This is a genomic window from Streptomyces geranii (assembly GCF_002954775.1).
In the GTDB taxonomy this organism is placed as follows: domain Bacteria; phylum Actinomycetota; class Actinomycetes; order Streptomycetales; family Streptomycetaceae; genus Streptomyces; species Streptomyces geranii.
The window spans coordinates 14,473-36,330 of record NZ_PJME01000074.1 but is presented as its reverse complement, the minus strand read 5'-3'; the positions used below and the strand labels follow the sequence as shown (position 1 = coordinate 36,330).

Annotated in this window: 25 protein-coding genes and 2 pseudogenes; 13 read left to right on the top strand and 14 right to left on the bottom strand. The window is 67.8% G+C overall.

The window, feature by feature from the left end; genetic code table 11:
- Window positions 1-142: pseudogene (locus CW359_RS42425) on the top strand (IS5/IS1182 family transposase); the annotation flags it as partial.
- 9 nt (window positions 143-151) lie between these two features.
- Here the strand turns inward: CW359_RS42425 and CW359_RS42420 are convergent.
- A complete protein-coding gene (locus tag CW359_RS42420) occupies window positions 152-367 on the bottom strand; it encodes an e9imm peptide (protein ID WP_198655582.1) in 216 nt (71 codons plus the stop codon).
- Between the two features lie 69 nt (window positions 368-436).
- Window positions 437-1,084 (bottom strand): hypothetical protein, encoded by a 648-nt coding sequence (locus tag CW359_RS42415; protein WP_105975594.1) that lies wholly within the window; start codon window positions 1,082-1,084, stop codon window positions 437-439.
- Window positions 1,085-1,198: 114 nt separating this feature from the next.
- On the opposite strand from CW359_RS42415, the gene CW359_RS42410 reads away from it, so the two are divergent.
- Window positions 1,199-1,540 (top strand): hypothetical protein, encoded by a 342-nt coding sequence (locus CW359_RS42410; RefSeq protein WP_105975593.1) that lies wholly within the window; start codon window positions 1,199-1,201, stop codon window positions 1,538-1,540.
- A gap of 49 nt (window positions 1,541-1,589) precedes the next feature.
- Here the strand turns inward: CW359_RS42410 and CW359_RS42405 are convergent, their stop codons facing one another.
- The 9 genes from CW359_RS42405 to CW359_RS42365 form a co-directional block, all read right to left on the bottom strand.
- Entirely contained in the window at window positions 1,590-2,063 is a 474-nt protein-coding gene (locus tag CW359_RS42405) for a pilus assembly protein TadG-related protein (protein WP_105975603.1), read from the bottom strand.
- Between the two features lie 5 nt (window positions 2,064-2,068).
- Entirely contained in the window at window positions 2,069-2,509 is a 441-nt protein-coding gene (locus CW359_RS42400; protein WP_105975592.1) for a TadE family protein, read from the bottom strand.
- Window positions 2,509-2,982 carry a TadE family protein gene (locus tag CW359_RS42395; protein WP_105975602.1) on the bottom strand — a complete coding sequence of 158 codons (474 nt, stop codon included), beginning with the start codon at window positions 2,980-2,982 and terminating at the stop codon, window positions 2,509-2,511. Before CW359_RS42395 ends, CW359_RS42400 begins: the two co-directional genes overlap by 1 nt.
- Window positions 2,983-3,033: 51 nt before the next feature.
- Window positions 3,034-3,288 (bottom strand): hypothetical protein, encoded by a 255-nt coding sequence (locus CW359_RS42390; RefSeq protein WP_105975591.1) that lies wholly within the window; start codon window positions 3,286-3,288, stop codon window positions 3,034-3,036.
- Window positions 3,289-3,343: 55 nt separating this feature from the next.
- Complete coding sequence (locus tag CW359_RS42385; protein ID WP_198655580.1) at window positions 3,344-4,267, bottom strand: type II secretion system F family protein; 924 nt, start codon at window positions 4,265-4,267, stop codon at window positions 3,344-3,346.
- On the bottom strand, window positions 4,264-5,262 hold the full coding sequence (locus tag CW359_RS42380; protein ID WP_232838844.1) for a type II secretion system F family protein: 999 nt from the start codon (window positions 5,260-5,262) through the stop codon (window positions 4,264-4,266). Before CW359_RS42380 ends, CW359_RS42385 begins: the two co-directional genes overlap by 4 nt.
- Window positions 5,263-5,372: 110 nt before the next feature.
- A complete protein-coding gene (locus tag CW359_RS42375; protein WP_105975590.1) occupies window positions 5,373-6,683 on the bottom strand; it encodes a TadA family conjugal transfer-associated ATPase in 1,311 nt (436 codons plus the stop codon).
- Window positions 6,680-7,585 (bottom strand): hypothetical protein, encoded by a 906-nt coding sequence (locus CW359_RS42370; protein WP_105975589.1) that lies wholly within the window; start codon window positions 7,583-7,585, stop codon window positions 6,680-6,682. Before CW359_RS42370 ends, CW359_RS42375 begins: the two co-directional genes overlap by 4 nt.
- A gap of 16 nt (window positions 7,586-7,601) precedes the next feature.
- Window positions 7,602-8,330, bottom strand: coding sequence for a hypothetical protein (locus CW359_RS42365; RefSeq protein WP_105975588.1), 729 nt, complete (start codon window positions 8,328-8,330; stop codon window positions 7,602-7,604).
- 669 nt (window positions 8,331-8,999) lie between these two features.
- On the opposite strand from CW359_RS42365, the gene CW359_RS42360 reads away from it, so the two are divergent.
- The 10 genes and pseudogenes from CW359_RS42360 to CW359_RS42315 all read left to right on the top strand — a co-directional run bounded on the left by CW359_RS42360 (window position 9,000) and on the right by CW359_RS42315 (window position 19,395).
- Complete coding sequence (locus tag CW359_RS42360) at window positions 9,000-9,674, top strand: hypothetical protein (protein WP_198655579.1); 675 nt, start codon at window positions 9,000-9,002, stop codon at window positions 9,672-9,674.
- A 38-nt stretch (window positions 9,675-9,712) separates the two neighbouring features.
- Window positions 9,713-10,636: pseudogene (locus tag CW359_RS42355) on the top strand (hypothetical protein).
- A 402-nt stretch (window positions 10,637-11,038) separates the two neighbouring features.
- Window positions 11,039-13,450: an endonuclease/exonuclease/phosphatase family protein gene (locus CW359_RS42350; protein WP_105975599.1), complete on the top strand. Its 2,412-nt coding sequence runs from the start codon at window positions 11,039-11,041 to the stop codon at window positions 13,448-13,450.
- Window positions 13,451-13,704: 254 nt separating this feature from the next.
- Complete coding sequence (locus CW359_RS42345) at window positions 13,705-14,382, top strand: hypothetical protein (protein WP_105975598.1); 678 nt, start codon at window positions 13,705-13,707, stop codon at window positions 14,380-14,382.
- Window positions 14,373-15,464: a hypothetical protein gene (locus CW359_RS42340; RefSeq protein WP_408647585.1), complete on the top strand. Its 1,092-nt coding sequence runs from the start codon at window positions 14,373-14,375 to the stop codon at window positions 15,462-15,464. The genes CW359_RS42345 and CW359_RS42340 overlap by 10 nt, the downstream gene beginning before the upstream one ends.
- A 48-nt stretch (window positions 15,465-15,512) precedes the next feature.
- The gene (locus CW359_RS42335; protein ID WP_105975586.1) at window positions 15,513-15,815 is read left to right on the top strand and encodes a hypothetical protein; all 303 of its coding nucleotides are present in this window, start codon (window positions 15,513-15,515) and stop codon (window positions 15,813-15,815) included.
- Window positions 15,812-17,071 carry a putative T7SS-secreted protein gene (locus CW359_RS42330; protein WP_105975585.1) on the top strand — a complete coding sequence of 420 codons (1,260 nt, stop codon included), beginning with the start codon at window positions 15,812-15,814 and terminating at the stop codon, window positions 17,069-17,071. Before CW359_RS42335 ends, CW359_RS42330 begins: the two co-directional genes overlap by 4 nt.
- A 17-nt stretch (window positions 17,072-17,088) precedes the next feature.
- The gene (locus CW359_RS42325; RefSeq protein ID WP_105975584.1) at window positions 17,089-17,997 is read left to right on the top strand and encodes a hypothetical protein; all 909 of its coding nucleotides are present in this window, start codon (window positions 17,089-17,091) and stop codon (window positions 17,995-17,997) included.
- A 2-nt stretch (window positions 17,998-17,999) separates the two neighbouring features.
- Window positions 18,000-18,680 carry a hypothetical protein gene (locus CW359_RS42320; protein ID WP_105975583.1) on the top strand — a complete coding sequence of 227 codons (681 nt, stop codon included), beginning with the start codon at window positions 18,000-18,002 and terminating at the stop codon, window positions 18,678-18,680.
- A gap of 100 nt (window positions 18,681-18,780) precedes the next feature.
- Window positions 18,781-19,395: a hypothetical protein gene (locus CW359_RS42315; protein ID WP_105975582.1), complete on the top strand. Its 615-nt coding sequence runs from the start codon at window positions 18,781-18,783 to the stop codon at window positions 19,393-19,395.
- Between the two features lie 25 nt (window positions 19,396-19,420).
- On the opposite strand, the gene CW359_RS42310 is transcribed toward CW359_RS42315, so the two are convergent.
- Both CW359_RS42310 and CW359_RS42305 read right to left on the bottom strand, forming a co-directional pair.
- Window positions 19,421-19,624, bottom strand: a complete 204-nt coding sequence (locus tag CW359_RS42310) for a DUF397 domain-containing protein (RefSeq protein ID WP_105975581.1) — start codon at window positions 19,622-19,624, stop codon at window positions 19,421-19,423.
- An 8-nt stretch (window positions 19,625-19,632) separates the two neighbouring features.
- Window positions 19,633-20,484: a helix-turn-helix domain-containing protein gene (locus tag CW359_RS42305; protein ID WP_105975580.1), complete on the bottom strand. Its 852-nt coding sequence runs from the start codon at window positions 20,482-20,484 to the stop codon at window positions 19,633-19,635.
- A gap of 236 nt (window positions 20,485-20,720) precedes the next feature.
- On the opposite strand from CW359_RS42305, the gene CW359_RS42300 reads away from it, so the two are divergent.
- Window positions 20,721-21,146, top strand: coding sequence for an ATP-binding protein (locus CW359_RS42300; protein ID WP_105975579.1), 426 nt, complete (start codon window positions 20,721-20,723; stop codon window positions 21,144-21,146).
- On the opposite strand, the gene CW359_RS42295 is transcribed toward CW359_RS42300, so the two are convergent.
- Window positions 21,091-21,846, bottom strand: a complete 756-nt coding sequence (locus tag CW359_RS42295) for a hypothetical protein (RefSeq protein ID WP_232838841.1) — start codon at window positions 21,844-21,846, stop codon at window positions 21,091-21,093. The genes CW359_RS42300 and CW359_RS42295 overlap by 56 nt on opposite strands.
- Window positions 21,847-21,858 lie beyond the last annotated feature (12 nt).

The window sequence follows — 21,858 nt, the reverse complement described above, 5'->3', positions numbered from 1 at the left end:
GTACAAGAAGCGCAACACCGTCGAACGGACGATCAACAGGCTGAAGCAGTCCCGGGCCGTGGCCACCCGTTATGACAAGCGCGGCTACGTCTTCCTCGGCACCGCAACCACCGCAGCTCGACTGATCTGGCTTCGGAGTTGAGTCCCGGCCTCACAAAGCGATCGGCCGATGTGCCAGGGCCTGATCGACCACCTCATCAGCCGAAAGATCCCGCTCCGAAGGCCAGAAGATCAAGCCACTGACGTGCCCAGACGGGCAAGCCAGGGTTCTGTCCAGCCTGCCCAGCCAACCGGCCACCTCGTCATCGGAGGCGCAGCCCGCATCCATGACGCGCTGCACCAGCGCGACTGCCTCCGCACGGCTCATCTCCACTGCACTCACCAGGCCCTTCCACCACAGCCACCGTAGTGGGACCAGCGATCGCCCGGACAGGTCCTAGCCGTTGAACCGGAACGTCGAAGTGATCGCGTCGAAGATGTCGAAGAAGGACTCCGCGAGGTCCAGCACCTGGCTGCTGCCCGCCACCAGTGCCACCTTGCCCTCCTGGCCCGGCACCGGGATGAACGTCTGCATCAGCACAGCCCGGATGGTGCGGCCGAGTTCGTCGCCGGGGACGGCGATGTCCTCGATGCCCTGCGTACGCGCCGCCGGGCCGATGCCGGGGATGTCGACGGTCGTCACCTTGCGCCAACTGTCGCCGTCCCGCTTCGCCTCCTTGACCGCCAACTGGGCGGCGATGGCGGCCGGTTCGGTCGAGAGCGGCGTGCCGTCCTGGGCACGGCCGCCGACCATGGAGACGGTCACCGAGCCGGTGATCGGGGTGTCGCCGCCGAAGCTCTCGGCCATGCAACCGCAGTACAGCGCGCCCGACTTCCAGGCGTCCGCCGCCGCCTTCTGGAGGAACTCGGTGTACGTGTCGCGGTACTGGGCCAACTCCGGCCGCCGGCGCACCCGTTCGTCGACCATGCGGCGGATGGAGTCGTTCCGGGACTCGGGGCGTACGTCGAACTCCCACCAGGACTCGGGCACCTTGATCCGGAACCCGCCTCGTTCGACCGTCTGCGCTTCGCTGTAGCGGGCCATGTCCTCACTCCACCCTGTTCCCGTTCGTTGTACCGTGCCGATCAGAAACATCTCAGCTGCTGATCCGATGCCAACGATGCCAATCAGACCACGAGGACTCCGGGGGACTCACACATGGGCAAGGGCAAATCCGACCTCACGCTCCCGCTGAGCGAACTGGAGGACTACGGCAGCAGGTTGCGCTCGATCAAGACCCGCCTGAACCACACGAAGAAGCTCTTCGAGTCCTACCGGGACGACATCGGCGACGGCACCGTCAACGACGCCCTGGAGGACTTCGAGTCCAACTGGGAGGACGGCCGCGAGGACATCACCCAGCAACTGGACGCCCTGGCCTCCATGTCCGACGCCATCGTCCGAGAGTTCAAGAAGCTGGACGACGAACTGGCCAAGCAGGTCAACGAGAAGATGAAGGTGCAGGACACCAGGAGTGGTGACGGTAGCGGCGGCAAGTGAGCCTCACCCGGCCCACACCGTCTCACCCGACCCGCACCGCTCACCCGTCTCACCCCACCTCGTTCTCCGCCACCGCCTCGCCCCGCACGGTCACATCCCCGCCGTAGAACAACCCCGTGAACACCGGCGAGTACGTCAACTGCACCTCGACCTGTACCTCGTCGGCGTTCGCCGCCACGCAGTGGGACGCGTTCGTGTCCGCGGCGGACATGCCCATCTCCTGGGCGAAGGCCCGCACTCGGGCGTCGCAGTTCTGGAAGTTGATCGGGGCGCCGCCCGCCGCGTTGGTGTAGAGGGCGTCGAGGTCTATGTCCTGTGCGGCGTAACGCGCCGCCTGTTCCGCGATGTCCGCCGCCCGTTCGCGCTTCGAGATGGACATGCCGCCGTCGATCACGAAGGCGGAGAGGGAGAGGAAGAGGAGGGCAAAAATGATCACGGCACCGGCGCCGGAGCCTCGGTCGTCCAGGCGGGCTCGGCGCGTCCTGAACCAGGTGCGCACCGCAGTTCCGGCAGAGCTGTGCATCCGGCTCACCCCGCCTTCCTCTTGAAGGGATCCAGCGGTGCCGTGAACGACCCCGTCAGCCGTGTCGGGATGTCCAGGCCCAGCATGGCCAGGCCCCGCACCTGGCAGCTGACGTCGACCGAGAAGAGGTCCGCGTCCGCGAAACCGGCGCTGGTCTTGGTCACGGTCACCGGGCCGTCGCAGATGTCCGTCAGGTCGGCCTCGGCGGCCTCGCGGGCCTCCGCCATCGCGAGGCCCTCCTCCCACTGCAGGGAGCCCGAGCGGGCGGCGTCCCGCGCCGCCCCGTCGATCGCCCCACGCCCGTCCACCAGTTGACCGAACGCCACCAGCACCAGGATGAACATGATCATCACCGGGGCGAGGATCACCACCTCGATGGTCGACAGGCCCCGGTCACCCCCGTAACTCCGCGCACGCCAACTCCGTATCCAGGAAGGCGAGTTCATCAGTTCTCCCCCTCCCGCACGAACCGCTCCACCGGCCCCACCGACTGCGCGTGCACGGTCAGGTCGAAGCCGGGGAACACCGTCGGCACCCGTGCCGTGATCTCCACGCCCACCGTGTTCTGCTCCGGCTGGAGCATCGTCACGTCCGGCGACAGGACCAGGGTCGGGCCGAGTTGCTGGATGTAGCTGTCCACCATGTCCCGCGCCTCGCCCCGCCACGCGCCCGGCTGGTCGTGCGCCATGGCGCGGGCCTTGCGGGCGCCGGCCTGGGCCGCCGCCTGGGCCACGTGGTCCGCGAAGAAGTACAGCGCGAACTGCACCGTCGCGAAGATCATGAAGAAGAGTACGGGCGTCAGCAGCACGAACTCGATCGCGGTCATGCCGGAGTCGGACGTACCGGAATCACCGCGGGCGGACGCCGACTTCCGTGCGGCCTCCACCCTGCGGCGTACCCATCTGCCTGCGCCAGCCACGACCAACCTCGTCAACTCGACCCCGTACACCCCGTTTTCGTACGACGACGATCAGCAGGTACCGCTCGCCTTCGCGCCCTTGATGCAGTCGCCGACCTTGTTGGCGCCGTCACTCAGCGCGGTGTTGATGATCGCGGCGACCACGCCGACGATCGCCACGACGACCGCGGAGATGATGACCCACTCGACCGCGGAGGCACCGCGGTCGAGTTCACCGGAGCGGGCGCGCTGCACCCGGGCCTGGAAGAAGGTGACCAGGAAGTCCATTGCCGGGATCCCGGTGTTGTTGAAGTTCCGCCCGTTCATGGTGAGTTGTCCTCTCGAAGCAATTTCAGGAAGCGTGGTGAGTACGGAAAACGGCTCAGACCTGGAACACGCGCATCGCCGCCGGGTAGATCAGGAACACCAGGAACCCGGCGCACAGCAGGAGTTGGGCGACGAGCATCGACTGCGACTTCTCGCCCGCGCTGCCCTCGATCTCGGCGAGTTCGCGGTGCCGCATTGTCTCGGCGCGGGAGGCGAGCGACTCGCGCACCTTCGCGCCGTCGTCCGCGACGAGCGCGAGGGAGGCGGAGAGGTCCTTCAGCTCCTCCACACCCAGCTCCTCGCCCAGCGCGCCGAGCGCCTGCCACTGGCTGGTGCCGGTGATCCGCGCGTCGGCCAGCGCGTTGCGGATGCGCTGGGTTGCCCAGCCGTCCGACACCTCCGCCGCCGCCATCAGCGCCTCGGGCAGACCCCGGCCGCCGGCCAGGCTCATCGACACCAGGTCGAGATACGCCCCGATGACCCGCCGCAGGTCACGGCGCTTGTCGGCCGCGTCCCGGCGTACCTCCAGGTCGGGCAGGAAGAAGAAGACCAGCGCGAAGAGCAGTGCCAGCCAGACCGGGATGGCCGGGCTCTTGCCGATGCCCAGCGTCCACACGATGGCGAACAGGAACGGGCCGAAGAACAGACCGGTCGCCCCCAGCAGCACCTTCGTCGCGAGGAAGTTCTCCCAACTCCGGTCCAGGACAGCCAGATCGGCCCGCAGCGAGCGCTGCTCCCAGCCCTGCTGGAAGTAGAAGTCGGAGACCCGGGCGCCCACTTGGGCCCGGAACGAACCGATCCGGCCCGCGTCCTGCGTGCGGTGCGCCGACTCGTACGCCGCACCCCGCGCTCGCATCGCGTCGACGCGCGCGACCTGCGCGACCGCACTCCGCTTCGACGGCATCAACGCCCGTACGAGCACGTAGATCCCGAGCCCGAACACGGCGCCGACCAGCACCGGCATGGTCAGGTCGTTCATCGACGTACCCCCTCGTCAGCACCGGGACCAGCGCTGGTACCGCTACCGGCACCGGTACCAGCGCCGTAGGGCGCCGGTCCTTGGGTGCCCTCCGGCGTCCGCGGCGGCCGTACGAACCGCACCGACGACTGGTCCCGCACCAGGAAGCGTTCGGGTGTCTCGATGGTCGACAGCTTGCGCAGCCACCAGAAGCCGAGCGCGAACAGGCCGCAGACGCAGGCGAGTACGAGCTGTCCGATCGGCGTGCCGTACGGCTCGACGAACTCCCGGTTGAACACGGCGAGTCCGAGCACGAAGCCGACCGACACCACCACAACGATCTGTACGGACCGCCGAGTCGACGACCGCTGCGCCATCACCCGCTGCCGCATGTCGACCTCTTCACGCGCCGACTTCGCGAGCGCGCCCAGGACTTGACGCAGACCCGGGCCGCGCAGCCGCGCGTTGAGGATGAGCGCGGCGACGATGATGTCGGCGGACGCGTCGTCGATCTCGTCGGCGAGCTGCTGCAGCGCCTCGGGCAGCGGGGTGCGGGAGCGGAGCCGGTCGACCATCGCGTCCAGGTGCGGACGCAGTACCGGTGCCGCCGCGCGCGCCGACGCCGGGATCGCCTGCTCAAGACCGACCGCACCGGCGATCGTGTCGCGCAGCGACTCCGTCCAGGAGGCGAGGGCCTCCACGCGCCGCATACCGGCCCGTTCCTCGGCGGCGCCGCCGAAGAGGCGGTCCCAGAAGAAGACGAGGACGCCGGCCGCGATTCCGGCCACCGCCCACCGGGTCAGCACCAGCACCGCGAGCCCGACGAGCGCGGCGAGCGAACCGCGCTGCCCCGCGAACCGGAGGAGTTCGTTGGCCCGTTCGCTGGCCTTCTGCTTCTCGTGCTCCGGCTTGGCCGGCAGCCCGCGGATCGCGACGACGAGCAGCGCGAGCCCACCGCCGACGGCGACACCGGCCACGAGCGAGTAGAGGACCTCGGTGGAGAACAGCCCGCCCATCGAGCCGAGCGAGCCGACCGCCGCCGAGTACGTGTCCCCGTACGCATGAGAACTGCCGTACGCGTGAGAACTGCCGTACGCACTCTGATAGTTGCTGTACGTACTCATGGTCACCCCCAGTTCCCGCCGGGCAACCGGTACCCGTGCGCGACCAGATCGTCGAGGCAGGAGATGGGCGCGTGCGGCACGACGCGGCCGTCCGGGGTCTCGGCGAAGACCTCGCTGGACAGCACCCGGCCGTCCACGCCGTTGACCTCGCGGACCGAGGTCACCATGCGCTGAAGTCGGCCGCCCGTATGGAAGTTGTTGCGTCGCGTGATGAAGACGACGAAGTTGACCGCGCCCGCGACGAGCATCTGGCTGGCCTCGATGGGCAGCCGCTCCGTCGCCTGGAGCGCGTACGTGGAGATGCGGTTGAAGACCTCGTGCGAGCTGTTGGCGTGGATCGTGGACAGCGAACCGTCGTTGCCCTGCGACATCGCGTTGAGCATCGTCACGATCTCGTCGCCGAGCACCTCACCGACGATGACCCGCGAGGGGTTCATACGCAGCGACCGCCGTACCAGCTCGGCCATCGAAATCATGCCCTGGCCCTCGGAGTTGGGCAGCCGCTCCTCGAACGCCACCACGTTGGGGTGGAGTTCGGGAAACTGGTCGAGCCCCAGCTCCAGCGCACGCTCGACGGTGATGAGCCGCTCGTGCGGCGGGATCTCGTTGGCGAGAGCCCGAAGCAGCGTCGTCTTACCGGCGTTGGTGGCGCCCGCGATCATGATGTTCTTGCGGGCGCGCACGGCACAGGCCATGAAGTGCGCGACTTCGGGGGTGACGGTTCCATTCCCAACAAGGTCGGAGATGAAGACCTTGCCCATGCGCGCACGCCGAATGGAGAGCGCGGGACGGCGGGTGACATCCATGACCGCCGACAGACGCGACCCATCCGGCAACCGCAGGTCGAGCTGCGGATTGGCGGAGTCGAAGGGCCGGGAGGAGAGCCCGGAATAGGCGCCGAGCACCTGGATCAGCTCGATGAGTTCCTCGTCGGACTCGGCGACGGGGTCCCCGGCGACCTCGCGCCCGTCGGAATACCCGACGAAGACCTGGTCGTACCCGTTGATGTCGATGTTCTCGACGTCGACGTTGTCGAGCAGCGGCTGGAGCCGCCCGACGCCGAAGAGCGCGGCGTGCACGGCAGCCGCGTACTGCTCCTCGGTCTCGGCATCCAGCGGCGTACGCCCGGCGTTGATCTCGGTACGGGCGTAGTCCTCAAGAATCTGGGCTATGACGGCACGCGCGTACTGCCGTTCGTCCTCGCCGGACATCGGCGTGACGTTGGAGGCCTGGTCGAGCCGACGCTGCTCGGAGATCCGGTCACCGGCGTCCTGCCGGAACCGCTTGACCAGCGAGTGGTCGACAGCGGTCATCGGCCGGCTCCGGCATGACCGGAGTAACCGGCCTGCGGACCAGGCACGTTCCCGGTGGCCTGCTGCTGACCCTGCCCCTGCCCATGACCCTGATTGGGTACGGACCAGGCGGCGCCGTACTGCTGATACAGATCCGAAGTCACCTTGCGGGCCGACCGGATGAGCATCGACTTGTCGAGCCGCCCGCGCCTGCGCCCGGCCAACTGCTCGGCTCCGGCGGGGTCTTCGGCGAGCGTGCCGACAACTCGGGCCCCCGTCTGGGCGTGTACGAGCATGTCGTTGACCTGGTTGACCAGCTTGCCGGAGTTGTTGGGATCGGCGATGAGGACGACCCCGATGAGCGGCGTGGCAAGGCTCGCGGCACCGCGCGGACCGCCGTGCAGCTTGGTGGAGAGGGCGGCGGCACGGTCCCGTACCCGGGCGATGGCCTCGGGCTCGGTGCGGGAGACGAGCAACACGAGGGCGGCGTGCGGGAACAGCTCGACGACAGGGGTGTCCCCGCTGATGCGTCCGCAGTCGGCGATGACGTCGGCGGGCGCGTTCGGGGAGTCGGCGAGCTGCGCGAAGGCGCTGCCGAGGGTGGGCCAGAGTCCGGCGAGCCCGGCGGCCTGCTCGGCGATCCCGAGCCCGACGAGCACTTCGAGCCCACCGCTCAACGGCTGTACGTGGTCCCAGAGTTGATCGGGAACGAGCCCGCGCCGCGCGGTCGCGGCGATGGACAGCATGCCGGTGTTCGGGTTGAGCATCCCGCCGTGCGCGGCGGCACTGCGGTACACGAGGTCACCGCCGGCCGGGTCGGTCTCGGCGAGCAGTGCCCGCCGCGGCCAGACCGCCGCGAGCGCGACGGCCGCGGTGGTGACGCCGGGGGAACCCTTGTCGGCGGCGAGAACGATGAGCGCCATGGTTCTGGGGCCGCCTTCAGCTGCTGGGGATGAGCACGAGAGCCACTTGGCCTGCGGCGGCTGCCTGGGCGAGGTCGGCGGCCTTGGTGCTGTCGACGGTGAGGGTGACGGGCAGGTTGGTACTGCTTATGACCTCGCCACTGCTCGCAGTCGACTTCACGAAGGTGACCTTGGCCTTGTCCACGATGAGCGTGGTGCCGGCGCCGGACGAGGAGGAGTCACTGGAACCGGTGCTGGAGCCAGTGCCGGTGGTGCTGCCGACGCGGTAGGCGGCGACAAGGTCACCGGCTGCGAGACCGTTCGGGTACTGGCCCTCCTTGAGGGACAGGCCGACGGTTGCCTGCCCGGCGGCGACGCCGGTCTCGGCGGCGAACATCTCGCCCACGGGGACCACACCGGCGGGGATCGCGTTGATGGCCTTCAGCTCCATCAGGCCGCTCAACTGGTCCCACGGGATGTAGTGGACACCGGCATCGGCCGCGACCAGGACGGACGCGGTGTTGGCCTTGCTGACGGACCCCCCGGCCGGAATGGGGGCGGTGACCTTGACGACCTCGATCCGGTCCCCCGCCCGCAGCACGAGCATCGTCGCGCCCAGCGCGCCGACCAGGATCAGCAGCACCGCGAGAGCGGCGAGAGCCGGCTTGCGCTCGCGAGGCGGCGCCGGGAGCCGTTCACCGGCCATCGGCTGAGCGGGTACCGAGGAACGGCCGCCGCCCGCACCCGTACGCTCTTGGATCTTCACGCAACAGCTCCCCGTACACCCAAGAAAAATTCTGCCAATTCAAGTGCCAAATAGGACACTTCACTCGCGATACGCACGATGCAGGCGATACACGCTTGCCGGACGTACCGCCCGACCTGGCCAATTAGCCAGCGGTGGAGTGAGTGTCAAGCCATGGCACCGTATCAGCCGCACATAAGCCCCTCAAGGCGCGTTCCGAATCGCGAACAGCGCTGTGCACAACGTTATTCACATGCAACTACGCCCGTACGGTTCCCCATTGGACACGCCAATCCGCCCACCGCCTCGGCTGTGCTCACGCGAATCTGTTGCCGACCCGACATCCGCAGGTCAGACAACCCCGGCCACCACCCCCACCCTTCACCACGGGTCGGCCATGAGGCCTGCACGATTCGCTCACGCGACGCCCGACGGCCCCCGGAGAAGCCGTGCCGAGATCCTTGACCGGCTTCCCTCGGACAACGGCCACCACTCATCCGTACGAGGGAAGCCCCGGGCACCCCAAGGCCCTGTGACCGCCGCGAAGGGACCCGACACGTTCCCGCCAAAAGATTCACAAACGCCCCTGCTCCGAAGGAGGTCCAACCTGGCAACACCACAAGCGCCCCAGATACCGTCAGAACTCTCAGCTGTATCGACATCACATCGACATCTCACGGGGAACCCACCTTGAAGCGCCGTTCCTTGCCCGTTGCCGCCGTGCTCACCGCGACCGCGGCCCTGCTGCTGACGGCCTGCGGCGGCGGAGACGACAGGTCCAGCGCCAACGACAAGATCGCCGGCGCCGACCAAAGCACGGCGACTCCGACGAAATCGGCGGACCCCTCAGCGGCAGCGTCAGCGACGGACAAGCCGGACGGCGTGGACGTGTCCCTCCCCAAGGACATGAACCTGGTCTTCGACTGGACCAAGCCGACGGACAAGAACGAGGCGGCGGCGATGGACGACGCCGCGAACTTCATCCGGGCGATCTACCACGGCGTCGTCAAGCGAACGGCCGTCGACGCGGCCGTGACCACCTACTCCACCGGTGACGGACTGACCTACGCGAAGACGCAGATCGAAAGCAGGCTCAAGGGCGACTGGACGGCCACCGGCACCCGGCGCCAGTACCAGGCCACCACCAGGTCCGCATCGAACGGCAACGCCGTGGAGGTCGCGTTCTGCGTTGACTCGAGCAAGTTCTACGGCAAGGAGGTCAAAACCGGGAAGATCCTGAAGACCACGCCCAGCATCTCGGACTTCGCCTACTTCAAGATCGTGATGGTCAAGTTCCCTACGGGTGACAACCTGTGGCAGGCGTCCAAGGTATTCGTCGAGACGAAGGCGGCGCAGTGCCAGTGAGCAGGTCGCGACGCACGCTTACGCGTGCCGCAACGCTGATGCTGGCCTTCGGCATGGTCGCCGTCGTGCATCCGGCCTACTCCGAGGAACCGTCGGCCTTCGACGAAGGCGCCAGCTCGGAGCAGCAGGGCGGCAGCGACAGCACAGGTATCTACGCCACCGCCAAAATCCAGTACTCCGGCTCCGTCGCCAAGAGCGGCGCCACCGGCAACGTAACCTCCTCCGACGTCAACTGGACGCCCCCACCCTGCTGGTACGCCCCCTACCTCGGCGCCAAGGACTTCAAGAAGAAGATGTCCGAGAGCATCGACGACGCCATGAGCACACCCGGCATGGGCGGCACCGCAGGCGCGGCGATCGGCGAGTTGCAGCGTCACTACGAGGACGACTACGGCTGGACCGACACCCCCGGCTACAAGGACTACAACGTCGACAAAGACGGCGAGGGGATGTTCTGGGCCGCCGTCGAAAACCCCAACGAACCGGACGTCCTCAAGCGGACCTCGTGCACCGACATCCCCTTCTGAGTGGAGAACGGCGAGGCCCCGCCCCCGCGCTACGAACAGGCCATCAGCCCGGAGATCCTGGCTGGCCTCGCCTACCAGCACATGCAGCTCCCCGACACCAAGGTCACCCTCGCCCCGGCGGCCAACACCAAGGTGAACCTGCCCACTTGGGCCTGGCTGGACAAGGCCGTCTTCGACGAGGTCCAGGCCACGGCGGCCCTCAACGCCGACGGCTCCATCGGCGAGCCCTACGCCCAGGGCAAGTCCACCCAGACCCCACCCTGCGGACTGAGGTACCTCCGCTCCTCGGGCGACGGAACGTACAAACTGCGCGCCACCATCACCTGGGACATCACCTGGACCGGAACAGGCGGCGCGGGCGGCGACCTCCCGGACGGCACGTTCGGCAGCGAACAGGCGATCACCGTCCAGGAGATCCAGGCCGTCAACCGCTGAACGGAACGGGCAGCCGCGGTCGGTTCAGCTTCCTGGAACCGGCCGCGGCTCGTCTTCCCAGCAGCCGCACACCCGCTGTCTCCCCCCGTCGCCTGAACTCTCGCGCACGCGACGTCCGCCCCCTCAACCACCCACCTGTTCCCAGGATTTAACCTACGAGCTCTTGGCACCCCCTTTTCTACGCGCGTAACTTGAGCCAACTCCCCACAGAGCCCCACACCACCCCCAAGCACCAGTAAGGCACCACCCTCAAGTACCGGCCCCCAACGTCACCTTGAGCCATCCGACGCCCAACCCAAGGAGACCGCCAGCGTGTTCAGCTCCGCGTCCCACCCCGTGTCCCGTCCCGACCGAGGAAGACCCGGCGCCCGCCGCGCCGCTTACCCGCTCCCGCTCTCCCTGATGTCCCGCCGCGCCGCGTACTCGCTGATATCCGTGGGCGCGGCAGGCGCACTCGCGATCACCGCGCTCCCCGCCGCCTACGCCGCCCCGTCCACCACCGCCGTGATCTCCGAGGTGTACGGCGGCGGAGGCAACTCCGGCGCCACCCTCACCCGGGACTTCGTCGAGCTGGCCAACGCCGGTTCCGAGGTCTTCGACCTGGCGGGCTACAGCGTCCAGTACCTGCCCGGCTCGGCCTCCGCCGGCTCGCTCTGGCAAGTGACCGCCCTGAGCGGCTCGCTCGCCGCCGGCGGCCGTTATCTGATCGGCGAGGGCACCGGCAGCGGCGGCACCACGGCCCTGCCGACCCCCGACGCCTCCGGCTCCATCGCGATGAGCGCCACCACCGGCACCATCGCCCTCGTCTCCGGCACCACCGCGCTGACCTGCAAGACCCCCGCGGACTGCACGGCCGACAGCCGGGTCCTGGACATCGTGGGGTACGGCACCGCGGTCGTCCGCGAGGGCAGCGGCCCCGCGACCGGCGCCTCCAACACCGCCTCGGTGGCCCGCGCCGACTCCCTCGCCGACACCGACGACAACGCGGCCGACCTGACCGCCGCCACCCCGACCCCGGTCAACTCGGCCGGCCAGGTACCGGATCCGGGCGACGGCAGCGGAGGCGGCGGGGGTTCGACGGACCCGGGCACGGTCCGCGTCCACGACATCCAGGGCACCACCCGCCTCTCGCCGTACGCGGGCAAGGCGGTCACCCGGGTCCCCGGCATCGTCACGGGCGTACGTACGTCGGGTTCGAAGGGCTTCTGGATCCAGGACCCGCAGGCGGACTCCGACGCCCGCACCAGCGAGGGCGTCTACGTCTACACAGGCTCGGCCACCCCGGCCGTCTCGGTCGGCGACTCGGTCCTGGTGACAGGCAAGGTCACGGAGTACTACCCGAGCAGCGGCAACCAGTCGCTGACGGAGATCACGGGCCCGGTCACCACGGTCCTCTCCTCCGGCAACGCACTGCCCGAGCCCGCGGTACTGAACGCGACGACGGTCCCGGCCGCGTACACACCGACGGCGGACGGCGCGAGCGTCGAGTCCCTAGCCCTCGAACCATCCGCATACGCCCTGGACTTCTACGAGTCCCTGGAGGGCATGCGGACAACGTTCACCGACGCCCGCGTGGTCGGCGGGACCACGGAATTCGACGAACTGTGGGTGACGGTCAAGCCCGCCGAGCACCCGACGAAGCGCGGCGGCACCCTCTACTCCTCCTACGACGGCCAGAACACGGGCCGCCTGAAGGTGATGTCGCTCGACACCACGTCGACGTTCCCGACCGCGAACGTGGGCGACAAGCTCGCCGGCGTCACCACCGGCCCGCTCGACTACGGCACCTACGGCGGCTACAACGTCCAGGCCACCCAGCTCGGCACGTTGACGAACAACGGCCTCAAGCAGGAGGTCACCCGCCGCCAGAAGAGCGACGAGCTGGCGGTCGCGACGTACAACGTCGAGAACCTGGACGCCCTGGACGACCAGACGAAGTTCGACCGCCTCGCGAAGGGAGTGTCGGTCAACCTCAACTCCCCCGATGTCGTGGCCCTGGAGGAGATCCAGGACGACAACGGCGCGACGAACGACGGCACCGTCAGCGCCGAGAAGACCCTGACCCGCTTCACCGACGCCATCCGCGCGGCGGGCGGCCCGCGTTACTCCTGGCGCTACATCTCCCCGGAGAACAACAAGGACGGCGGCGAGCCCGGCGGCAACATCCGCCAGGTGTTCCTCTTCAACCCGAAGCGCGTCTCCTTCGTGGACCGCGCGGGCGGCGACGCGACGACGGCGACCACCGTGGTGAAGACGAGGAAAGGCGTGACCCTCTCGTACTCCCCCGGCCGCATCAACCCGACAAGCGACGCGTGGAGCAGCAGCCGCAAGCCCCTGGTAGGCGAGTTCGTCTTCCGCGGCGAGCCGGTCTTCGTCATAGCCAACCACTTCAACTCCAAGGGCGGCGACCAGTCCCTGCACAGCCGCTACCAGCCCCCGTCCCGCAGCTCGGAGACCCAGCGCGCGGCCCAGGCGGCTGAGGTGAACACGTTCGTGAAGTCCCTCCTCGCGGCCGACCGCGACGCCAAGGCGGTGGTCCTGGGAGACCTCAACGACTACGAGTTCTCGGCGACGATGACGACACTGACGGCCGGCAAGGTCCTGAAGCCCCTGATCACCACCCTCCCGGCGGCGGAGCGCTACACGTACGTCTACGACGGCAACTCCCAGACCCTGGACCACACCCTGACGACGCCCGCGATCACCCACTTCGACTACGACGTGGTCCACATCAACGCGGAGTTCGCGGACCAGGCGAGCGACCACGACCCGCAGATCGTGCGGATCGACGTCAGCCGGTGCCGGGGACACTGACCCGCACCACCTCCTACCTCTGCCTCCCTCCCCTGATCCCCCACCGACAACGGCCCCGGGCACGGCTCTCCACCGTGCCCGGGGCCTGTCGCACGATGACGACCGGGCACGATCCGAACACGACTCCCACCCGCAACCACCCCATACGCCCAGGATTACCCCGCTTGACTCACCTGTTCGCTCTGGCGAAACCAGGAACCCCACCGATACGGTCAGTGCTCTTGAATGGACGTATGTATCACGGGGAGTTCACAGTGAAGCGCCGCTCTTTGCCCGTCGCTGCTGCCATGGCCGCAACAGCCGCTCTTCTCCTGACCGCCTGCGGCGGCGGGGACGACAAGGCCACAGACAACGACAAGATCGCAGGCGCCGACCAGACATCCGAGTCACCGAAGGCATCCCCCTCGGCATCAACCGCAGGAGCACCGGCGGAGACCAACCCTGACGGTGTGGACGTATCCCTGCCCAAGGACATCAACCTGGTCTTCGACTGGACCAAGCCCGCGAACAAGAACGAGGCGGCGGCGATGGATGACGCCGCGAACTTCATCCGTGCGATCTACCACGGCGTGGACAAGCGCACGACCAAGGACGCAGCCGTGGTCACCTACTCCACAGGCAACGGGCTGAGGTACGCCAAGACGCAGATCGACGTCAGGCTCAAAGGCGGCTGGACGGCAACCGGCACTCGACGCCACTACGACGCCACCACCCGGTCCACGCCGAACGGCAACTCCGTGGAGGTCGCGTTCTGTGTGGACTCAAGCAAGTTCTACTCCAAAGAGGTCAAGACCGGAAAGGTCCTGAAGGGCGCGCCCAGTATCACGGACTTCGACTACTTCAAGATCGTCATGGTCAAGTTCCCCACCACCGACAGTCTCTGGCAGGCGTCCAAGGTGTACGTCGAGGCGAAGGCTGCGAAGTGCCAGTGAACAGGTCACGGCGTACAACCTTCAGCACCCGCGCTGCCGTCCTGACGCTGGCCTTGAGCGTTCTCGCCCTGACGGAACCGGCCTATGCGGGAGAGACACCGGGCAACACCCAGGGCTCGGACACAGAACAATCCGGCGGCAGCGACAGCACAGGCATCTACGCCACCGCCAAAATCCAGTACTCCGGATCGGTCGCCAAGGGCGGCGCCACCGGCAACGTGACGTCAGCCGACGTCAACTGGACGCCGCCGCCTTGCTGGTACGCCCCGTACCTCGGCGCCAAGGACTTCAAGAAGAAGATGTCCGAGAGCATCGACGACGCCATGAGCACACCCGGCATGGGCGGCACCGCAGGCTCGGCCATCGGCGAGTTGCAGCGCCACTACGAAGACGACTACGGCTGGACCGACACCCCCGGCTACAAGGACTACAACGTCGACAAAGACGGCAAGGGAATGTTCTGGGCCGCCGTCGAGAACCCGAACGAGCCGGACCTTTTCAAGCGGACCTCGTGCACCGACCTCCCCTTCTGGGTGGACAACGGCGAAGCCCCACCACCCCAGTACGAACAGGCCATCAGCCCGGAGGTCCTGGCCGGCCTCGCCTACCAGCACATGCAGCTCCCCGACACCAAGGTCACCCTCGCTCCGGCGGCCAACACCAAGGTGAACCTGCCCACTTGGGCCTGGCTGGACAAGGCCGTCTTCGACGAGGTCCAGGCCACGGCGTCCATCGACGCCCCCGGCCTCGACATCCAGGCCACGACCACCGCGACGCCGGTGTCCCTCAAACTCGAACCGGGCACCACGGACGCCACGACCTACCCGGCCTCCGGCGAGTGCGCCATCAACGCCGACGGCTCCATCGGCGAGCCCTACGCCCAGGGCAAGTCCGCCCAGACCCCGCCCTGCGGACTGAGGTACCTCCGCTCCTCGGGCGACGGCACGTACAGCCTCCGCGCGACCATCACCTGGGACATCGCCTGGACCGGAACGGGCGGCGCGGGCGGCGACCTGCCGGACGGCACGTTCGGCAGCGACCAGGCGATCACCGTCCAGGAGATCCAGGCCGTCAACCGTTGACAACCGAGGTGTCAGCTCGGGACCACCAGCCCCGCCGGAGAGATCAAGATGGCGAACGACTCAGACCTCAAGGTGAATGTCGATCTTCTCGTGGAGTCGGAGTCCCGGCTCCGCAAGCTGAAGAAGGAATTCAGCAACCTGGACGCGCGCAACGAAGGCGTACGCGAGCACTGGGGCAGTGGTGGCATCACCGACGCCATGGACGAATTCGTGGACAACTGGGACGACTACCGCAAATCCCTGCTTGAGAACATCGATGTCGTAGGCAAACTCGTCAAGGCCACCATCGATGGATTCACGGGCCTGGACGCCGAACTCGCCAAACAACTACGCAAGGGAAAGAAGAAGTGACGACGGCCACGAAGGCCCGCCCCCGCGACTGGCATCCCCTCGCGGAATCGGACCCTGTCCCGGGAGATCCCGAGGAAATACGCGCCGAGGTCAGACACCTCAAAGGCGTCGCGGGCTCCCTCCGCGAACAGGCTCGGCTGCTCCGCGGCATCGGTGACGACAACGAGCTCAAGGGCAAGTACGTCAACTCGCTGCGCAGCGAGTCCGAGGGGCTGGAGAAGAAGCTGCGCGAAGTGGCGGAGCGCTACGAGCGCGTGCACGGATATCTGCAGAGCTGGGCCGGTGAACTGGAGGACTTCCAAAGGCAGGCCGACAAGGTCCTCGCCAATGCGAAGCAGGCCCAGGAAGAGGCAGATGCCGAGAAGAAGAAGGCCACCGAGAAGGCCAAGCCGGGCGAGCCGAGCCCCTCCCCCAGCGGAACGGACCATGATCCGCTCAGCGAGTACCGACTTCAGCTCTTCCGCATAGAGGCGGAGCGGGACGAACGAGGCGACCATTTCGCGGGCAAGATCCGTGACCAGCTCGACGACGCCATCGAGGACAGCTTCTGGGACGACGTGAAGGGATGGGTCTCCGACAACGCCGAACTCTTCAAGGCGATCGGCGACTTCCTCGGCGATCTGAGCGGCATTCTCGGCATGCTGGCCATCATCACGATGCCGTTCCCGCCCCTTGGTGCGATCTTCGCGACGGCGGCCGTCATCACCAGCGGCCTCGCGCTCCTCAGCCATCTCACGGCCAAGGCGGGCGGTGCCGACGTCAGTTGGCTGAGCATCGGCCTGGACGCACTCGGCTCCATCCCTGGCATCGGCGCGTTCGCCAAGGGGGTCAAGGTCGCCGATGGTGCGGTCGCGGCTGCCCGGGCCACGAGGCTGGGTTCGGGGGTCCGTGGTGTCACCACGATCGGCCGGAACATCATCGGCGTCGGCGACAACGTCGCGGGCGCCGTGAACCTCACCGTCAAGGGCAGGACCATCGGCCTGTGGGGCCTCAAGCATGGCGGCCTGATCAAGGCTGAGGGGCTCATGGGGCGCATGACCATGGTCGCCGAGCAGACCGTCCACAACGGTCAGTGGCTCGGCACCCGGGGCCTGAGCGTGGTGAGCCAGGGGCGGTGGTCGATCGACCCGATGAGTAATCTGGGCCGAGGTATCGACGCGGGCATCAAGATCGCTCCCAAGCTGTGGTCGATACCCACGCACATCGGTGACGCCATTCACCCCGGCGACCGCTTCGAATCGGCGGTCGCCTCCTGATGAGGACGGACAACTCTGTGGACTGGCACCCGGAACCCGGTGAGACGGAGCTGGCGCGTTACCCGGTCTCGTTCGCGACCGGCACCGCCGCGTCCGTGGAAGGGCGACGCTCCTTCCGCGACCGTCGGCGCAACGACATCGAGCCCGAGTTGCCGGGGTGGCCCGCCGGACCCGCGTTCTCGGTACGAGGGCTCACAGGCAAGGCCGGAGTACATGTGGGCACCGGAGTCTCAGGTGTCTTCGCCGTGGTCGGAGGCATCCTCTCCGACCTGTTGGGCGGCAGCACGGTCAATCCCGAGCCGGGGCGCGGGAAGCTGGAGGAACGGGAGAACGAGGTCGACGACTTCCCGGTCATGTGGGCGGACACCGGCGACATCGCCCGTACGCTGCCCTGGCAGCTCGACCCTTCCCGACGCCCTTCGGGGTACTCCACGGACATCGTGCTGACCACACGACGTGCCCTCGTGACGGGCTCGGCCTCCACCCCAACCCCGACCTCGGACTCGTACTCGATGTTGTGGGAAACACCCCGCGAAAGCATCGCCGAAGCGACCCCCCGCCGGTTCAGCATCGGTCAGTCGGACTTCCGGCTCCTCTTCCGGGACGGGTCCTGGGTACGGCTGACCACGCGCGTCTCCGACCACACCACGGAGTTGCTGGGCCTGTTCACCGGAAGCCATCGCCGGCTGTCCGGGACCGAACTCTCGGCAGGGCAACAGGAACGGCTCTCCCGCTTCACGACGACCTTGCCCGCGGGGGCGACACCCCCCGTCCTCACCCAGTTGCCCAGCGGACTCGTCCGCGTCCAGTCGACCGTGACCGGCAGCAAGCCGGGTGTGGTCTCCGAGTCACGCGGATTCGTGATGGACGACGCCGGCCAGGACGCGACACCGCGCGCCGGAGACATAGGACAGGGCAGGGCCTGAACGTGAGCACCAGCAGTACGGGTTCGTCCGGTGCGCAGACGATCGTCGACGACGCGGCTGTCCCACCCATGTGGTTCGTGGCACCGGACGGATTCCACGCCCTTCCCGTCGACGCGGACCCGGACGACAGGGCAGCCGCCGCCACGGAGTTCGCACGCGGGTTGTTCCCCGAGGGCGACGAGCACCTCTGGGAGTCCTCGGCGCCCTTCTACGCCGGGCTCACCCAAGTGTTCGCGGACGTCGGCATCGTGTACTCCGCCATGTGTGTGTTCAGCGATGACAACGACGGTGTCGTGCATTGCTCGTTCACCGTGGGGGCCGTCGAGTCCTCGCACACCAGGCCCGAGAACGCCGCCGAGGTGATCGAGCGGGGCCTCGCCCGCGATCCGCTCACCGACAGCCGCCGTATGACGCTGCCGTGCGGCCCGGCGGTATCGAACATCACGCTCCGCGAGGTCGTCATCGGCCCGGAACTCACCGCCACGGGCGAGGAAGTCAGACTTCTCACCGGACAGATCCAGGTCTTCGTCCCCTTCCCGGAAGCCCCCTTCGTGGCGGTCTTCACTCTGGACACGGCAGCGATGGATCACTGGGGAGAACTCTGCGACATGACTGCGGCCATCCTCCAGACCGTGTCGTTCGTGAACCCTTTCGAGGAGTCGTCCCGGACCGCGTTGAACTGAGTCGGCAAGGAGAACGGGGCGGGGACCCGCAGGACGAGCTGGCCGAGGCCCTCGTCGAGTGGTTCGACGCCGTGATGGCGAACTTCCGCTGGAGGCAGCGATGAGCGAGTTCTGGCCGATCATCGACATCGAGTACGTCGACGAATACACCTGGGTCGTCGTTCCGCCCCGCGCGGGACCCTCAGCCCCGTTCGAGGAGTGGGACGACATCCAGGCGTGGGGTCGTGACTACGCGAAGGACCTTTGGGAGGACCGTGGATTCGATCCGGGTCCCAACGGCGTCGACTTCGTCGCCACCACCCTGACCCGCTCCGCCGAATCCCTCTGCCCACCCGGCTCGGAGCACTGGCTCTTCCTCCACCTCGACCACCCCACCGACCTCCCGATCCCCGTCTGCGTGGCCATCGGGCCGGCGCAACGCCCCCGCGAGGAGACCCTTCGGGCGCTGACCCTCGCGGACGATCCGGATGCCGTCGAGCCGCCGGTCGTCAAGCGCTTCAAGGCCGAGCGGCTCGGCGAAGGCCTGACGACCTTCCGATACATCCCCCAGGACGACTCACCGCACCTGCTCGCCTGCGTGCGCTACGCATGGCAGGTCGAGGAGCACGGGGCCGACGTGGTGATGTGGACCGCGATCGAGGACATCCCGCGTCTCGTCAGCGCTTCGGAGGACCTGGAGAACCTCGCGCACTCCCTGGCGATCTGGATCCCCTGAGCGCAGGCACCGCCACGTCGCACGGTCAGGTGGCCGTGCCTGAAGCGTCGACCTTGAGCACCTCGACGAACGCTGTAAAGGCTCCGAAGCGGAAGGTAAGCGTGACGTCGGCCAGGACTTTGGAGTCGCGTATGGCCACTTGGGTGAGCCGGGGGGCTATCTCCACGCAGTTGTTGCCGTCGGCACCGCCGGAGTACGACGACTTCTGCCAGATGTCTGGGGTGGTCACGGCACGCCTCACAGTTCCTTCGCCAGCCTGTGGATGAAGTCACGCGAAGCTGCCGGTTCGAGTGACACAGCCTCCACCTTACGGAAGAGCGTTCGAAAGGCGGCGAGTTGGGCCTCGGAATCGATGAAGGCCGTGCCGTGAGCCGTGTCGCGAAGTGCGGTGTCCAGTTTGGGTACGACGCCACCCGCGTACGTCATCGTGCTCCAGGCTCCGCCGAAGTCGTCCAGGTCGAAGGGGATGACGCGCACGGTGATGTGGTCCGCCTCGGAGAGTTCCAGGATGCTGGTGAGCTGGGCGCGCGCGGTGACCCGGTCGCCGACCCTGATGCGCAGAGCAGCCTCATGGATCACGGCTTCGTACGGGACGGGACTGGGGCCCGTGATGACCGCCTTGCGCTCCATGCGGTGGCTGACGCGCAACGCGAGGTCGCTGTCGGGGAGTTCGGGTACACGGTACGAGAAGACGCCGCGCGCGTACTCCTCCGTCTGAAAGAGGCCGGGGACATGCAGGAACTCGATGTCGAAGCGGTACGTGGCGTGGTGTTCCAGCTCGGCGATGTCCAGGAACGAGACCGGGAGCAGGCCCTGGTATTTCTCCCACCAACCGCGCGTCCGGTCGGTCGCCATCGCCACCAGCGCCTCCGTCAACTTCTCGTCCGTGCAGAGGTAGTTGGCGGCGAGTCGGCGCACGGTGTCCTCGCTCATGCCCACGACCCCTGACTCGATCTGACTCAACCGCGCCGAGTCCGTCCCCAAGGCCGCAGCGGCCTCGCGCCCCTTGAGTCCGGCGGCCTCGCGCAGCTTCTGCAGCTCAGCACCGAGGCGCATCTGACGGGCGGTGGGTTGCCGCCTCCTTGCCATGGGCCTCTCCTTGTTTCAACGGCCTTGGACGGTGACCTCGTTCGAGGGCAGATTACGACAACGAGTTGCGCGAGACCAATTTTGGTCTCTACTGTCGGTGACGCAACGCACACACTGCGGAACCCGGGACCTCCGGAAGCGCACCACTCCGTCCTGCCACGACGGCTGCGGCACCGCCACCGCCCGAAACCCGCCAGCCCGGCCTCAACTCCCCTCCCCACAAACGGAGTTCACCCATGCCCGAACCCGAAGAGAACGCCTCCTGGGAGTACGTCCTCCACATCCCCCACGACCTCCGCGCGGTCACCGTCTGCCGCCGTACCGTCCGTCTCGTCCTCACGATGCACGGCCTGATCCGCCTCACCGACACCGCCGAACTCCTCGCCACGGAGCTGGTCAGCAACGCCGTACGGCATACGAAGGGTCCCGTCGCCCTGCGTCTGCGGATGCGGGACGGCTTCCTGCGCGTCGGAGCCTGGGACGCCGACCCCGAGCCGCCCGAACCGCCGCCCTCGGCAGGGGAGTTGACGCAGCTCACGCAGCTGGAGGAGGGGCGAGGGCTGGCCCTGGTCAGCACCTGCGCCGACCTGTGGGGGTGGCAGCCGCTCAGCAGGGACGGGCGGCGCGGCAAGTACGTATGGGGCGACCTCGTCGCGGCGTAACGCACTGAGCGAGCGCAGGCGCGTCAGCCCCGCACCCCACGGCGTCGTACTCCCGGTCCCATCTGCTCTGCCGTACGCCGCCCCACGTACCCATCACCACGACCGCCACCATGAGATACACGAGCAACTCCCCGTACGGGGCCGTGTCCACGTCGTCGACGGGTCGGGCAACGCCCTCGGGGTCGTACCGGACGCGCAGTGTGTCCCCCTCCGACACCCACTCCCTGCAGCCGTCACCCTCCGAGAGCGAAGGCCAGATCTCACGTCCGCCGGAGGTCCGCATCAGGCACTTGTCGGTCTTGCCCTCCTCCTTGCGCACGACCACGGCCTCGGTCCACCGGCCGCGATCCGCCAGACCGGCCTGATCACCCGCCTGTTTGCCGATCACGCCCAGTGCCACTCCCGCGACAACAGGCACGAGGAACTGCCACGCGACCTTTCGCTGCTTGCGCGGAACCCGGCGCAGCCACAGCAGGGGTATCAGTACAGTCGCGAGCGGCAGCACGACCCAGGCCAGCACCAGTGCCGCGCCGGCGTACGGGTTCGGCAGAGGTGCCGCGGGGACGAGCCAGCCCAGTCCTGCGGAGCCGACGGCGCACGCGAGGGCACAGAGCGACCAGCGGATCAGCGCGATCCGTCGCCAGGAATCCTCCTCCTCGGGCTCCGGCCGTACCTCGGTCCGCGGCTTGTTCGCCGTCATGTTCTCCCCCTG